Raw genomic sequence first — 13,906 nt, 5'->3', positions numbered from 1 at the left:
CCGGAACCCGATTGCCCGAGATGACGCCGCCGCCTCCGAGGCGATCCGTGCAGCCCCCGTCAGGGGGTGAGGACGGCCCGGACGACCTGGCCGGGGTCGGGTCCGGCCCGGGCCACGGCCTCCCCCTCCGGTGACCAGATCCCCGAGCCGCCGGCGGTGGCGGTGAACCCCCCGCCGGTGGGTCCGGCGAAGCTGGCGGTGGCGGCCCAGACGCCGCGGTCGGCGGCGACCCGCCGGGCCCGCTCCTCGGTGACGGCGCCCTCGTGGGCGTGGTGCACGACGCCGGCGACGTAGGCGTCCATGCCCAGGGCCGCGGTGGCTGCGTCGTGCTCGGCGAAGCGGGTGTCGCGGCAGACGGCCAGGCCCAGGCGCCAGCCGTCGACCTCGATCACGACCGGCCCCGGCCCCGGGGCGAAGCGGGCCTCGGACGGGTCGACCCAGACCTTGCGGTAGACGACCGTCGCGCCGGAGCCGTCGACGGCGAGCACGCCGATGCAGTCGCGCCCGTCGGGGTCCGTCACCGGCGCGCCGACCAGGGCGAGGGCGCCGGTCGCGGCGCAGGCGGCCACGAGGGGCCCGAGCGCCGGGTCGTCGGCCGCGACCGGGGCGGCGTCGAGGTCGTACCCGGTGAGCGACATCTCGGGGAAGGCGACGACGCGGGCGGCGGCCTGCCGCACGGCGGCGGCGTGGGCGGCCACGGTGGCACCGAGGTCGCCCGCCACGACGAGGGGCTGGGCCACCGCGAGGGGCAGGGGGGCGCGGGTCACGGCACGGCGATGGTCCGTCCGACGCCGTGGTCGCCGCGGTCGAGGGCGGCGATGGCCTCGGGGGCGTCCTCGAGGGGGACGTGCGTGGCGTGGACCGTGATGCGCCCGGCCTCGGCCAGGGCCACGACCTCCTCCAGCTCGCGGGGCTCGCCGGCGTAGGTCGTGTGCAGCCGGCACTCCCACGGCAGCGACAGCAGGTTGAACGAGAACGAGCCCAGCGCCGTCCCCACCAGGATCACCCGACCCCGCGTCGAGGCCATCGACGCCGCCAGGGCGAGGGTGGCGTCGTTGCCGACGAGGTCGAAGACCGCCGACGCCCCCTCCGGGCGGAGGCCGCGCACCTGGCCGCCGACGTCGTCGTCGGGGTGCAGGGCCAGGTCGGCGCCGATGTCGAGGGCGAAGCGGCGCCGGGCCTCGTCGAGCTCGACGACGATTACCGTCGCCGGTGTGACGGCCTTCAGGATCTGGATGGCCATGTGGCCCACCCCGCCGGCCCCGATCACCACCGCCACCGCACCGCCCACGCCCACCTCGGCGTGCGCGGTCCGGATGGCGTGGTACGGGGTGAGGGCGGCGTCGTCGAGCGGCCCGGCGTCGACGGGGTCGAGGTCACCCAGGGGCACGACGTAGCGGGCGGCGGGGACCAGGAGGTAGCGCGCCATGCCCCCGTCGGCCCCCAGCCCCGCCCCCATGACGGGAGCGACCTCGGGGCACAGCCGCTCGTCGCCGCGCCGGCACGTCGAGCACCGGCCGCAGCCCCACTCGGCGTGGGCCACCACGGGCTGGCCGACCTCGAGCCCGGTGACCCCCGGGCCCCACCCGGCGATGCGGCCACCCGTCTCGTGGCCGAGGGTGAACCCGCCGCCGCCGTAGAAGTCGGGGGCGCCGGCGATGACGACGTCGGAGTGGCACAGCCCGGCCCCCGCCACCTCGACCAGGACCTGGCCCGGCCCGGGGTCGGGCTCGGGCACCTCGGCCAGGACGATGCCGCCGCCGGCGGCGACCTGCACCGCCTTCACAGCTCGCGCCCGGTGACGTCGGTGAGCCACCACAGGTCGGCGCCGAAGAGGCGCTCCTTCCACCACTCGGGAGCGTGGTCCAGGAGGTGGTCGTAGCTCCAGTAGTCCTTCCACAGGACGACCTTGTCGCCCTCGACGCGGTGCACGGTGGCGAAGGGCAGCGTGCACTCCTCGCCCGTCTCCCAGCCCCACGTCTCGGCGTGCTCGACCATGACCACGTCGCCCGTGCTGGCGACCCGGCCCTCCCGGTGCTCGTAGCGGACCAGGGGCTCGATCCCCAGCTTCAGGCGGCCGACGATGGCCTCGGGCCCGACCGCCGCGGTCGACGGCCCGGTGGGCACGTCGTAGTAGATCGCCTCGTCGCCGAGGTGGGACGCGATGCGGTCCCAGTCGCGGGCGTAGACGGCGTCCCAGAGGGCCGCCACGACGGTCGTCGGTTCAGGGTCGGACATCGCCGCATGCTGCCATCTTGGACACCTGTCCGCTGGCCGGCACCGCCCCTGAGCAGGAACATCGCCGCGTCGGACGGGGTTGGACCAAGGGAGGCGCGGGACGGTCCCGTCGCCCCGACGAAAGGAAGACGTGCAGATCGACATCGGCATCGACGAGGCCCAGCGCGAGGAGATCGCCGAGGGCCTGAGCAGGGTGATGGCGGACACCTACTCCCTGTACCTGAAGACCCACAACTTCCACTGGAACGTCACCGGTCCGATGTTCAACACCCTCCACCTCATGTTCGAGGAGGAGTACAACGAGCTCTGGACCGCAGTGGACCTGATCGCCGAGCGCATCCGCGCCCTCGGCGTCTACGCCCCCGGCAGCTACACCCAGCTGGGCGAGCTGTCCTCGATCCCCGAGGCCGACGGCGTGCCCGCCGCCGAGGACATGGTGAAGGAGCTCGTCTCCGGTCACGAGCAGGTCGCCCGCACCGCCCGCGGCGTCTTCGGCCCGGCCGAGGCGGCCAACGACCAGGTCACCGCCGACCTGCTGACCCAGCGCCTCGAGGTCCACGAGAAGACGGCGTGGATGCTGCGGTCGATGATCCAGGACCAGGGCGCCTGACCGCCACGGACCTGCTGCGCGTCGAGGTCTCGGTGCCGTTGGGCATCGAGGCCTCCTTCGCGCTCTTCACCGACGGCCTGGCCGATTGGTGGCCGGCCTCGTCGCCCCTGCGGGAGGTGGAGGCCACCGTGACCCTGTGGGAGCCGCAGGCGCACATCCGCGTCACCTGGGCCCCGGGGGCGACCATCGACGTCCGCTTCGCCGAGGTCGACGACGACCTCACCACGGTCATCGTCGAGCACCGCCACCTCGACGCCCACGACCCCGCGACCCGCGCCCTCATCACCGGCGACGACGGCTGGTGGTCCGTGCTGCGCGCCTTCGCCGCCGCCGCCCGGGCCCGGACCGCACCCGCGTCCTAGCCTGGGCGCGGTGGAGACCGTCGAGCTGCCCGTGCACAACGGGGACCGGGTCGTCACCGACCTCACCGTCGAGGTGACCCGGTTCTGCGCCGGGCGGGGCGACGGGCTGGTGAACGTCTTCGCCCCCCACGCCACCGCCGGGCTGGCCCTCATCGAGACGGGCGCCGGGAGCGACGCCGACCTGGCCACCACGTTGGCGGACATCCTCCCCCGCGACGACCGTTACCAGCACCGCCACGGCACGCACGGCCACGGCGCCGACCACGTGCTGCCGGCGATCATCAGCCCGTCGCTGACGGTGCCCGTGCTGGGCGGCGAGCCCGCCCTCGGCACCTGGCAGAGCATCGTCCTCGTCGACACGAACGGCGACAACCCCCAGCGCATGGTCCGTCTCAGCTTCGTCCCCGCCTGACGAGTCGCCGTTCGTGTCCATCTCCTCGGCTTCGCCATCGGAGAGCAGAGACACCGTCCTTCCCGCTCTCGGCACCTCCTCCGTCGGCGCCGGGCCGCTCGGGCCCTCGGCGGCGACAACCCCCAGCGCATGGTCCGTCTCAGCTTCGTGCCCGCCTGACGAGTCGAGGCCACGGAAGGTGCCTGGCACCATCCGTGGTTCAGCTCCGGGCCAGGCCCTCGGCCGACTCGAGGTTCTGGAGCCGGACCTGGCCCCGGGCGCAGAGCCGGTCGGTCTCGTCGCGGATCTCGACCAGCCACAGCTGCTGGAGCCGGCCCCGGTGGATCGGTGTCGCCGTCGCCGTGACCTCGCCGTCGCGCACCGCCCGCAGGAAGTCGGTGTGGTTGGAGACGCCCACCACGTTGCCGTCGCCCCGGGTGCGGAGCCAGGCGGCCGCACCCATGCTCGCCGCCGTCTCGACCATCGAGCACCACACCCCGCCGTGGACGATGCCGTAGGGCTGGTGCAGGTGGGGCTCGATCGGCAGGCGGAGGACCACCTCGTCGGGGCCGACCGAGACGATGGACTCGCCCAGCGTCTCGCCGAAGGGGCTGAGGGGCGGGGTGCCCTCGGGCACGGCGGTGGTGGAGGCGTCGGTCACCGGCCCGAGGGTACCGAGCCCCGGACGCGACGAACCGGTGACCAGATCCCCCTCCCAAGCGGGAGACCCGATCACCGGTTCGTGCTCCCCCCGGAGCGTGGACCGATCAGCTGGGGACGAGCACCAGCGTCATGGCCGCGGCGTTGGCGACGGGGGCGCCACCGGCGGGCGTGCCGGTGAGGCCGCCGACGGTGGTGCCGGTGGCGACGACGTCGCCGAGCGTCTCGGTGAGGTGGCCGGCGCCGGTGGCCGTCCGCTCGAAGCGGATGGTGACCGCGGCGGGCGGGGTGATGGCCGTGGTCGTCGCCGACTTGTCGGCCCAGTAGGACACGGCCCAGGCGCCGGGGGTCGCCGCCACGACCGGCGTCGTGTAGCCGGCCTGGCCGGCGGTGGCGCCGAGGGTGACCCCCCGGTAGGCGACCACGGTGAGGTCGGCCTTGGCGTAGCCGCTGAAGGTGACCGAGACGGTCGAGCCGGCGTCGCCGGCGACGGCGGTGCGGACGAAGGCGCCGTGGCGGCTGCCGGAGGTGCTGGCGTCGATGACCCGGGTCCACCCGGCGGAGGCGTTGGCCGTCATGGTGCCGGTGGCGTTGGAGGCGTTGAACAGGACCAGCTGGTCACCGGGCTGGACCCCGGCGGGGACGGTGACCGTGTGGACGGTCTTCGTCTGGTTGCCGGTGCTGGAGGAGGTCCCGACGACCTGGGGGCCGGTGACGGTGACCGAGCGGGTGGCGCTGCCCACGGCGCCGTCGTCGTCGGTGACGGTGACGGTGATCGTGTAGGTGCCGGCGTCGGCGTAGCGGTGGTCGGCGGTGGTCCCCGTGGCCGTGCCGCCGTCGCCGAAGTCCCACTGGACGCTGGCGATCTCCCCGTCGCCGTCGGTGGAGTCCGAGGCGTCGACGGCGCAGCTCATGCCGGTGCAGGTGCTGGTGAAGGCGGCCGTGGGGGCCTGGTTGGGGATGGCGCCCTGGACCCCCCACAGCTCACCCGTCGACCAGGCGATGCCGCCGGGGCCCGACGGGCTGACCGTGGTGATCGTGGCCGGGTCGATGCCGGTGGTCGGCGAGAAGGTGCCCCGACGGAGGGTCGTGTTGCGGGTGTCGGAGTAGTAGAGCTGGTCGCCGATCACGACCATCGAGCCGACGTTGCCGTAGTGCAGGGTGGTGCTCGACGAGGTGGCCACGGTGGTCCGGGCACCGGCGACGATCCGGCTCTCGACCGAGAACCCCCGGCTGAACAGGCTCGTGCTGCCCGACAGGCCGTAGTAGAGGCGCCCGGCCGAGTAGGTGATGCCCCGCACGTTCGAGAGCTCGCTGGCGAAGGCCGACAGGCCGTAGAGGTTGATGGTGGTCGGCGGGCCGAACGTGGTGCCGTCGTAGCTGCGGGCCCGGAGGGTCCCGTCGCTGTGGGCGGTGTAGAGGGTGCCGTCGACGCGGAAGGCACCGGTGAGGTTGGAGAAGTCCGACGGCGGCGTGGCCACGGTCTCCGGGTTGCCGACGGTGGTGCCGTCGTAGGAGCGGGAGATCACGCGGGCCGGGCCGCTCGGCACGTACTGGTGGAAGGCGCCGGGCAGGACCATGTTGGCGGGCTGGGGCACGGGGGCGCCGCCGGCCACCGGGAAGAAGGCGATGCGGCCCCGGTAGAGGTAGCGGGCGATGCGGTCGGTGTCGCTGGCGACGTAGAGGCCGTCGGGCGTGGAGAGCATCTGCCACACGGCCTGGCCTCGGTCGCGGCCCGGGTTCCAGCTGAGGGGCACGCCGTTGGCCGGGTCGAGGGCGGCGATGCCCTCGCGCCCGACGCCGCCCGGCATCAGCCGGTCACGGCCGTTGACGTTGTTCGACCAGCGGAAGTGGCCACCGACGTAGACGGCGGCGCCGCTGACCTCGACGGAGTAGACGGAGTCGCCACCGGTCGGGTTCACCCACGTGGGCTGGGAGTTCGGGGTGTCGGTGTCCTCCCACCGGGCGGTGGTGTCGCACAGGGTGCTGTTGTCGTTGGACGGGAGGCCGCCGGAGGTCCCGATGACGAAGTACGAGCCGTCGGGGCTGTAGGAGATGTCGCGCAGCGAGTCGGCGATCGACGAGGCGCAGGTCGGGGCGTAGCGGGTGGTCGACCACGGCGACAGGGTCGGCGTGCCGTCGGCGGCGATGTCGATCTTGGCGATCTGGCCTCGGGGCTGGCCGCCCACGGCGGAGAAGCTGCCCCCGACGAGGACGTGACGGCCGTCGGGCGACGGCTCGATGCGCCAGATCTTCCCGTCACCGATGCCGTGGTGGGTGCCGGTGAACGGGATGCTCATGCGGTCGTCGATGACGGCCGTCTGGGCGTCGACGGCGGCGACGCGGAGGGACCGGCCCTGGATGTTCTTGAACACGCCGCCCATCCAGAGGCGGTTCCCGACCAGGGCGAGCGTGTAGACGGTGGCGTCGACGGCCGGCTTGAAGTCCATCAGCCCGCCGTCGCTGACCCGGAGGCGGGCGACCTTGGGCTGGCGGGCGCCGTTGACGGTCTTGAAGGCGCCGGCCACGTAGACCGACTGGCCGTCCTCGGCCGGGACGATCGAGTGGACCGTGCCGTCGAGCTGCGGGGCCCAGCCGGAGCGGACGACGCCGGTGGCCTTGTCGAAGGCGAGGATCCAGCTGCGGGCGACCGGGGTGCGGTCGGGGTTGGCGGCCTGGGTGAAGTCGCCGCCCATGAACACGGTGTCGCCGACGACGGCGACGGTGCGCACGCTGCCGTCGAGGGCGTGCGGGGTGGCCTCGTTCGGCAGGGCGTTCACCTGCGTCGAGTGGGCGGCGGCCACGGGGGCGACGCCGCCGGCCGGGCCGGTCGCCACGACGAGGGCGCCGAGCATGGTGGCCACCACCACGGTGGCGGTGGCGGCAGCGGCCCGGGTGCGGCGGGTGCGGCGGTTGGTGGTCACGTGGTCTCCCCGATCGTCGACGCCAGGCCTTGGGGTTCCCGGCGACACCCACACACTACCACGCTCCGTGGTGAGTTTGGCAAGGGCGTGACTCTGAGTAGTTGGTCACCATCTGTGGGTGCCCGCCGATCTCACGACGCTCCGTCGTCGCCGGACGGGTCCGGCGCGCCGGAGGCGGGCGGGGTGGCAGGCTCGCGGGGTGCCGTCCGCCGTCGCCGACCCTGCGCCCGCCCCCGCTGCGCCCGCCGACCCGGAGACGGCGGTCGACGAGATCGCCGGCGCCGCCCGGTTGGTCGGCGCGCTCGTCGACACCCTGGTCGGCCCGATCCAGGACACCCACGAGGGCATCGTCCACCGGGTCGTCGCCGGGCTCGGTCCGGTCGGGACCCCGGTGCGGGTCGTCCACGACGCCGCGACCGGCGCGGCGTACGGCGCCGTGCGGGGCGGGGCCCGCCTCGCCGGCGGTGCCGCCGGAGCCGTTGTGGCCGCGGCCGGCGGGGGGCGCGACCGCCGTCCCATCAGCGCCCACCCGCGGGGCGCCCAGGCCCTCGCCTTCGGCAGCGGGCTCCTCGGGGACTGGATGGACGGCCGCACCGACGACCTGGTCGTGCGCCTGACCGTGTGCCACCACGGCGAGCCCCTGCCGACGGAGCCCGCGGCCCTCGTCGGTGCGCTCGACGCACCGACCGACCGCATCGTGGTGTTCGTGCACGGCCTGGCCGAGACCCCCGCGTCGTGGGGCTGGTGGCCGACCGACGACGAGGGGCAGGCCGTGCCCACCTACGGCGAGCGCCTCGCCGAGGTCGGGTGGACGCCGCTCGAGGTCGGCTACAACACCGGCCTCCCCGTCACCACCAGCGCCGAGGAGCTGGCCGAGCTGATCGAGGGGCTCGTCGCCGCCTGGCCGGGACCGGTGGCCGAGGTCGCCCTCGTCGGCCACTCCATGGGCGGGCTCGTCGCCGGGGCCGCCTGCCACCGCGGCCTCGCCACCGGGGCGGGGTGGGTCGACCACGTGAGCCACGTCGTGACGCTGGGGACGCCCCACGCCGGATCGTGGCTGGCGCGCCTGGCGCACCGGGGCGCCTCCACCTTCGGCCGCCTCCCCGAGACCCGCGGCCTGGCGTCGTTCCTCGACCTCCGCAGCGCCGGCATCCGTGACCTCACCCGCGGCAGGCGGCCGGCCGCCCTCGGGGAGGGCGGCGGTGACGACGCCGACGAGGAGGCCGACGTCGAGGCCGAGATCGTGACCCTCGCCGCCCTCATGCCCCGCGCCCGCCACGCCTTCGTCGCCTCCTCGCTCGGCGCCGGGCGGCGACACCCCGTCGCCTGGCTCGTCGGCGACGGCCTGGTCCACCCCCGCAGCGCCACCGCCCCCGCCCGCGCCGCCCGCGACGCCCCCAACGTCGTCGTGCGCCACCACTCCCGCGTCGGCCACCTCCGCCTCGTCCACCACCCCGCCGTCGCCGACGACCTCGTCACCTGGATGGGTCCCCGCCGCTGATGTGACATCGGTCTTCGAGCGCGCTCTTGGAGCGGGCTCCACGGTGTGAAGCGCGGCACATCCTCGTTACCGTCCACCCGGTGACGCGACTCGGATACCAGATCCCCAACTTCACCTATCCCGACACGGCCCCGGGCGACCTGTTCGACGTGGTGGCCCGTCAGGCCCGCGAGGCCGACACCTCGGGCTTCGACACCGTGCTGGTGATGGACCACTTCTACCAGCTGCCCATGCTGGGCCCGCCGGAGCTGGAGATGCTCGAGGCCTACTCGGTGCTCTCCGCGCTGGCCCAGCACACCTCGACGGTGCGCCTGTCGGCCCTCGTCACCGGGAACACGTACCGGGCCCCGGCGCTCCTGGCCAAGACGGTGACCACGCTCGACGTCGTCTCCGGCGGCCGGGCCCAGCTCGGCATCGGCGCCGGCTGGTTCGAGCTCGAGCACGACGCCCTCGGGTTCGAGTTCCTCACCTTCACCGAGCGGTTCGAGAAGCTGGAGGAGTCGCTCCAGATCATCACCGGGATGCTGAAGGGCGAGAAGCCGAGCCTCGACGGCAAGTGGTACAAGGTCAGCGAGGCCATCAACTCGCCGGCACCGCTCGGGAAGATCCCGATCATGATCGGCGGCGGGGGCGAGAAGAAGACGCTGCGCCTCGTGGCCCAGTACGCCGACGAGTCCAACCTCATCTGCGGGCCCGACGAGATCCCCCGCAAGCTCGAGGCCCTCGCCGGTCACTGCGAGACGCTGGGCCGCGACCGGTCGGAGATCACGGTCAGCTACCAGGGCATGGCCTGCATCGCCGAGACCCACGACCAGGCCGTCGCCGACCTCGACTCCTTCCTCGGCTCCCGGGGCCTCGACGTCACGTCGATGTCCGACGAGGAGCGGGAGAACGTGCGGGGCATGGTCCCCCACGGCAGCCCCGACGAGATCGGCGAGCACTTCTCGGACCTCATGAACCGCGGGATCGACGGGTTCACCGTCGCCGCCCCGGCCAACGGGTTCATCGAGGGCCGGGTCGAGCTCCTCGGCCAGACCCTGAGCAAGGTCGTCGCGTAGAGCACGGCTCCAGCGGCACCGGCGGGCACGGGGTGGGTCTGACCCACTCCGTGTCGGAGAGCGCGCCGACCCCTCCGGGGCGCGCCGCGCCGCGCCGGGGATGGGAGGATGGGGGATCGTGGCCGACGACATCCTCCCCGCCCTCGGCTGGTCCGACCGCTGGGCCGCCCTGGCCGCCACCGCCGCCGAGGACCTGCGGGCGCCGTCGACACCGGGTCGGGTGATCCGCCACGACGGCGCCCTCGTCACCGTGGCCACCGCCGACGAGCTGGTCGCCGTGCCCGTCCTCGCCTCCATCGACCCCGCCCCCGTGGTGGGTGACTGGGTCCTCGTCGCCGACGGCGCCGTCCGGGCCACGCTCGAGCGGCTGTCGCTCCTGCGTCGGCGGGACACGACCCGCGACACCGAGCAGGCCATCGTGGCCAACGTCGACATCGTCTTCATCGTGTGCGGCCTCGACCGCCCCATCCGTCCGGGCCGCGTCCAGCGGGCGACCGCCCTCGCCGTCGACGCCGGCGCCCAGCCGATCATCGTCCTCACCAAGGCCGACGCCGTCGACGACCCGCAGGCGGTGGTCACGCTCCTGGAGGAGACCAACCCCGGCGTCGACGTGCTGCTCACCTCGTCGCGCAGCGGAGCCGGCATCGACGAGGTCCGGCGGCGGACGGCGGGCCACACCGTCGTGCTCATCGGCGAGTCCGGGGCGGGCAAGTCCCGGCTGACCAACGCCCTGCGCGAGGAGGAGGTGGCCCTCGTCGGCGAGGTCCGGGAGGGCGACAGCAAGGGCCGTCACACCACCAGCCACCGCGAGATCCACACGCTCGCCGGTGGCGGGATCCTCGTCGACACGCCGGGCATCCGGTCGGTCGGGCTGTGGACCGACACCGAGTCCGTCGACGCCACCTTCGACGACGTCGAGGCCCTCGCCGCCGACTGCCGCTTCTCGGACTGCGCCCACCAGGGCGAGCCCGGCTGCGCCGTCCGGGCCGCCATCGAGCGGGGCGAGCTCGACCCCGCCCGCCTCGCCGGGTGGCGGGGCCTCGTCGAGGAGGCCGACCAGGCCGCCCGGCGCCAGGAGGCCAAGGCCTGGCGCCAGGGCGAGGGCCGGGCGCCCCGCAACCAGACCCGCCGGGGCCGGGCCCGCGTCCCCGACGACCCCGAGGACGAGTAGCCCTCAGGCGACGTCGCGCTCGTAGGGGAACCCGAGGTCGGGGGCGGTGACGAGGGCCCGGAGCGGGAGGCCGGCCTCGGCCGCCATGGCCTCGACGGTGCCGCCCCGGTCGACGACGGGCACGAGGAGGACGACCTCGGCGCCGACGGCCCGGATCACCTCGACGGCCTCCAGCATCGACACGCCCCGGGTGACGGCGTCCTCGGTGACCGCCACCTTGTCGCCCGGGCCGAGCACCCCGGCCAGGCGGCCGCCCATGCCGTGGCCCTTGTCCTCCTTGCGGACGGTGAAGGCCGACAGCATCCGACCCCGCGTGGCGGCGATGCCGGCGGTGGCGTAGGCGGCGGCGTCGGCTCCGACGGTGAGGCCCCCGAGGGCGGTCACGTCATCGGGGATCACCGCCAGGAGGGCGTCGGCCACGAGGAGCATCCCCTCGGGCGAGCACGTCGTCTGCTTGGCGTCGATGAACCACTCCGACCGCTTGCCCGACTTGAGGGTGAAGTCGCCCCGCTGGACGCTGTGGACGAGCAGGTGGTCGCGCAGCTCGGGGAAGGCGCAGTCCGGTGGGGGCGGTGGGGTGGGCACGCCCGTATCATGCCGCCCGTGACCCGCGTCGTGGCCGTGGCCAACCAGAAGGGCGGGGTGGCCAAGACCACCACCGTGCACTCCCTCGGGGTGGCGCTGGCCGAGGCCGGGCGGACGGTGCTCCTCGTCGACCTCGACCCGCAGGCGTCGCTGACGTGGGCGTGCGGCATCGACCCCGACACCGTCGAGCGCTCGATGCACGAGGTCCTCCTGCGCCGCACGAAGGCGGTCGACGCCGTGCAGGTGGTCGGCGACCTGGCCGTGCTGCCGTCGACCATCGACCTGGCCGGCGCCGAGATGCACCTGCTGACCAAGACGGGCCGGGAGTACGTGCTGCGCAAGGCGCTCGACAAGATCGTCGCCGACTACGACGTCGTGCTGATCGACTGCCCGCCCTCGCTCGGCATCCTCACCATCAACGGCCTCACCGCCGCCGGCGAGGTCCTCATCCCCCTCCAGTGCGAGTCCCTCGGCCAGCGCGGCGTCGGTCAGCTGATGGAGACGATCGACGACGTGCGGTCCTACACCAACAAGGAGCTCGAGATCGGGGGCGTCATCGCCACCATGTTCGACGGGCGCACCAAGCTGGCCCACCAGGTCGTCGAGGAGGTCCGCGAGGCCTACGGGCTCGAGGTGTTCGACCCGCCCGTCCCCAAGTCGGTGAAGGTGGCCGAGGCCCCCGGGCACGGGCGGTCGGTCCTCGAGCACGCCCCGAGCTCCAAGGGGGCGACGGCCTACCGCGAGCTGGCCGAGCGGATCTTCGGCAAGCCCCGGCGGTCCAAGAAGGGCAAGGGCGGGTCGTGAGCGGCGACGGGGGGACGACGCCCCGCCGCGGGTCGCGGCGGGGGCTCGACCCGCAGGGCCGGCGGGCGCTGTTCGAGATGCCGGTCGACGCCGCCCGGGACACGATCCGCAGCGGCGACGCCAAGGAGGGCAAGGACGCGCTCTACTCCACCGGTCCCCGCCAGGCCGGCTCGGTCGTCGTCGAGTGCGGCGGCTGCGGCGTCCGCACCCGGATCTCGGTCACCGACGTGGCCATGCGCCTGGCCAGCATCTCGGTGTGGGTCCCCGGCCGCCGCAAGGGCCACTGGATGCGCTGCCCCGCCTGCGAGCGCCGCCACTGGTGCGCCATCGCCTGGACCGACTGATCTCTCCGCTGAGGAGGGCGTGCTCGGCCCCGGGCCGGCGCGACCCCGCCGATGTCCCGGAAGGCCGGCCGGCGTCGAGCGCAAGCGAAGCGCAGCAGCGGAGCGCCACCGCTGCGAGCGCAGCGAGCCCCGATGGGGCGGAGCCATGGCGAGCATCGAACGCTCGGCGACGGCCGGCCCACCCGCCCGCCGGTGACGCCGGACCGGACGAGGACGTCAGGTGTACCTCAGCGCGCCATGGCCCTTCTCGACGACGCCGACCTGGGTGGCGCGGACGCCGGCGGCGCGGAGGGTGTCGAGGGCCCGGTAGACGTCCTCGGCGGGGACGACGGCCACCATGCCGAGGCCCAGGTTGAACACCTGGCGCATCTCGTCGTCGGAGATCTCGCCGTGGCGCTGGATCTCGCCGAAGATGCGCGGGACCTCCCAGGTGGACGGGTCGACCACGGCGTCGACCCCCTTGGGCAGGGAGCGGGGCAGGTTGCCGGGCAGCCCGCCCCCGGTGACGTGGGCCAGGGCGTGGACGTCGACGCTGTCGACCAGGGCCCGGATGGCCGGGGCGTACACCACCGACGGCTCCAGCAGCTCGTCGGCCAGCGAGTGGCGGGCGCCCTCGTAGGCAGGGCCGTCGAGGGCCAGCCCGGCCCGCTCGAGCAGGACCCGGCGGGCCAGCGAGTAGCCGTTCGACCGGAGCCCCGGCGACGGCAGGCCGATCAGCACGTCGCCGGCGTGGACCCGGTCGGGGCCGAGCATGAGGTCCCGCTCCACGACGCCGACGGCGAAGCCGACGAGGTCGAACTCGCCCGGCTCCATGGCCCCGGGGTGCTCGGCCATCTCGCCCCCGATGAGGGCGCACCCGGCCTGGCGGCACCCCTCGGCCACCCCCTCGACCAGGCGCTCGATGTGGTCGGGGTCGAGCTTGCCCACCGCGATGTAGTCGAGGAAGAACAGCGGCTCGGCCCCGGAGCAGACGATGTCGTCGACGCACATGGCCACCAGGTCGATGCCGATGGTCTCGAACCGGTTGGCGGCCTGGGCGATGAGCGCCTTGGTGCCGACGCCGTCGGTCGAGCTGACGAGCACCGGGTTGCGGTAGCGGTGGCCGGCGAAGGAGAAGAGGCCGCCGAAGCCGCCGATGTCGCCGATGACCTCGGGCCGGAACGTCGAGCGGACCTTGGCCTTGATGCGCTCGACCGCCTCCTCGCCGGCGGCGATGTCGACGCCCGCGTCCTTGTACGTGTCGCCCGTCATCGATGGT

Annotated in this window: 15 protein-coding genes; 8 read left to right on the top strand and 7 right to left on the bottom strand. The window is 74.2% G+C overall.

What is annotated here, in order from left to right; translation table 11 throughout:
- Positions 1–59: 59 nt before the first annotated feature.
- From HC251_RS01510 to HC251_RS01500, 3 genes are read right to left on the bottom strand one after another with little or no spacing between them, the layout of a single operon-like run.
- Positions 60–767, bottom strand: a complete 708-nt coding sequence (locus HC251_RS01510; protein ID WP_219943560.1) for a nitrilase-related carbon-nitrogen hydrolase — start codon at positions 765–767, stop codon at positions 60–62.
- Complete coding sequence (locus HC251_RS01505) at positions 764–1,777, bottom strand: alcohol dehydrogenase catalytic domain-containing protein (RefSeq protein ID WP_219943559.1); 1,014 nt, start codon at positions 1,775–1,777, stop codon at positions 764–766. Before HC251_RS01505 ends, HC251_RS01510 begins: the two co-directional genes overlap by 4 nt.
- A 5-nt stretch (positions 1,778–1,782) precedes the next feature.
- Positions 1,783–2,238 carry a nuclear transport factor 2 family protein gene (locus HC251_RS01500; RefSeq protein ID WP_219943558.1) on the bottom strand — a complete coding sequence of 152 codons (456 nt, stop codon included), beginning with the start codon at positions 2,236–2,238 and terminating at the stop codon, positions 1,783–1,785.
- A 130-nt stretch (positions 2,239–2,368) separates the two neighbouring features.
- Here HC251_RS01500 and HC251_RS01495 point away from each other — a divergent pair, with 130 nt between their 5' ends.
- The 3 genes from HC251_RS01495 to HC251_RS01485 are packed head-to-tail and all read left to right on the top strand — an operon-like array spanning position 2,369 to position 3,622.
- Positions 2,369–2,848 (top strand): Dps family protein, encoded by a 480-nt coding sequence (locus tag HC251_RS01495; protein WP_255566563.1) that lies wholly within the window; start codon positions 2,369–2,371, stop codon positions 2,846–2,848.
- Positions 2,809–3,210, top strand: a complete 402-nt coding sequence (locus HC251_RS01490) for a hypothetical protein (protein WP_219943557.1) — start codon at positions 2,809–2,811, stop codon at positions 3,208–3,210. The genes HC251_RS01495 and HC251_RS01490 overlap by 40 nt, the downstream gene beginning before the upstream one ends.
- 10 nt (positions 3,211–3,220) lie before the next feature.
- A complete protein-coding gene (locus HC251_RS01485) occupies positions 3,221–3,622 on the top strand; it encodes a YjbQ family protein (protein ID WP_219943556.1) in 402 nt (133 codons plus the stop codon).
- Positions 3,623–3,821: 199 nt separating this feature from the next.
- On the opposite strand, the gene HC251_RS01480 is transcribed toward HC251_RS01485, so the two are convergent.
- Both HC251_RS01480 and HC251_RS01475 read right to left on the bottom strand, forming a co-directional pair.
- Complete coding sequence (locus tag HC251_RS01480) at positions 3,822–4,262, bottom strand: PaaI family thioesterase (RefSeq protein ID WP_219943555.1); 441 nt, start codon at positions 4,260–4,262, stop codon at positions 3,822–3,824.
- A gap of 106 nt (positions 4,263–4,368) precedes the next feature.
- A complete protein-coding gene (locus HC251_RS01475; RefSeq protein WP_219943554.1) occupies positions 4,369–7,185 on the bottom strand; it encodes a PKD domain-containing protein in 2,817 nt (938 codons plus the stop codon).
- A 199-nt stretch (positions 7,186–7,384) separates the two neighbouring features.
- Here HC251_RS01475 and HC251_RS01470 point away from each other — a divergent pair, with 199 nt between their 5' ends.
- The 3 genes from HC251_RS01470 to rsgA all read left to right on the top strand — a co-directional run bounded on the left by HC251_RS01470 (position 7,385) and on the right by rsgA (position 10,915).
- Positions 7,385–8,686 carry a triacylglycerol lipase gene (locus HC251_RS01470; RefSeq protein WP_219943553.1) on the top strand — a complete coding sequence of 434 codons (1,302 nt, stop codon included), beginning with the start codon at positions 7,385–7,387 and terminating at the stop codon, positions 8,684–8,686.
- Between the two features lie 80 nt (positions 8,687–8,766).
- Positions 8,767–9,744 carry an LLM class F420-dependent oxidoreductase gene (locus tag HC251_RS01465; RefSeq protein WP_219943552.1) on the top strand — a complete coding sequence of 326 codons (978 nt, stop codon included), beginning with the start codon at positions 8,767–8,769 and terminating at the stop codon, positions 9,742–9,744.
- 118 nt (positions 9,745–9,862) lie between these two features.
- Positions 9,863–10,915: a ribosome small subunit-dependent GTPase A gene (rsgA, locus tag HC251_RS01460; protein WP_219943551.1), complete on the top strand. Its 1,053-nt coding sequence runs from the start codon at positions 9,863–9,865 to the stop codon at positions 10,913–10,915.
- A gap of 3 nt (positions 10,916–10,918) precedes the next feature.
- Here the strand turns inward: rsgA and pyrE are convergent, their stop codons facing one another.
- The gene (gene pyrE, locus HC251_RS01455; protein ID WP_219943550.1) at positions 10,919–11,500 is read right to left on the bottom strand and encodes an orotate phosphoribosyltransferase; all 582 of its coding nucleotides are present in this window, start codon (positions 11,498–11,500) and stop codon (positions 10,919–10,921) included.
- Positions 11,501–11,518: 18 nt separating this feature from the next.
- Here pyrE and HC251_RS01450 point away from each other — a divergent pair, with 18 nt between their 5' ends.
- Both HC251_RS01450 and HC251_RS01445 read left to right on the top strand, forming a co-directional pair.
- The gene (locus HC251_RS01450; protein WP_219943549.1) at positions 11,519–12,304 is read left to right on the top strand and encodes a ParA family protein; all 786 of its coding nucleotides are present in this window, start codon (positions 11,519–11,521) and stop codon (positions 12,302–12,304) included.
- Positions 12,301–12,648 carry a hypothetical protein gene (locus HC251_RS01445; RefSeq protein ID WP_219943548.1) on the top strand — a complete coding sequence of 116 codons (348 nt, stop codon included), beginning with the start codon at positions 12,301–12,303 and terminating at the stop codon, positions 12,646–12,648. The genes HC251_RS01450 and HC251_RS01445 overlap by 4 nt, the downstream gene beginning before the upstream one ends.
- A 216-nt stretch (positions 12,649–12,864) precedes the next feature.
- On the opposite strand, the gene purM is transcribed toward HC251_RS01445, so the two are convergent.
- The gene (gene purM, locus HC251_RS01440; protein ID WP_219943547.1) at positions 12,865–13,899 is read right to left on the bottom strand and encodes a phosphoribosylformylglycinamidine cyclo-ligase; all 1,035 of its coding nucleotides are present in this window, start codon (positions 13,897–13,899) and stop codon (positions 12,865–12,867) included.
- Between the last annotated feature and the right edge of the window lie 7 nt (positions 13,900–13,906).

The organism is Iamia sp. SCSIO 61187 (assembly GCF_019443745.1).
Lineage (GTDB): Bacteria > Actinomycetota > Acidimicrobiia > Acidimicrobiales > Iamiaceae > Iamia.
The sequence above is the reverse complement of the archived record's forward strand: the minus strand, read 5'-3'. Positions and strand labels throughout refer to the sequence as shown.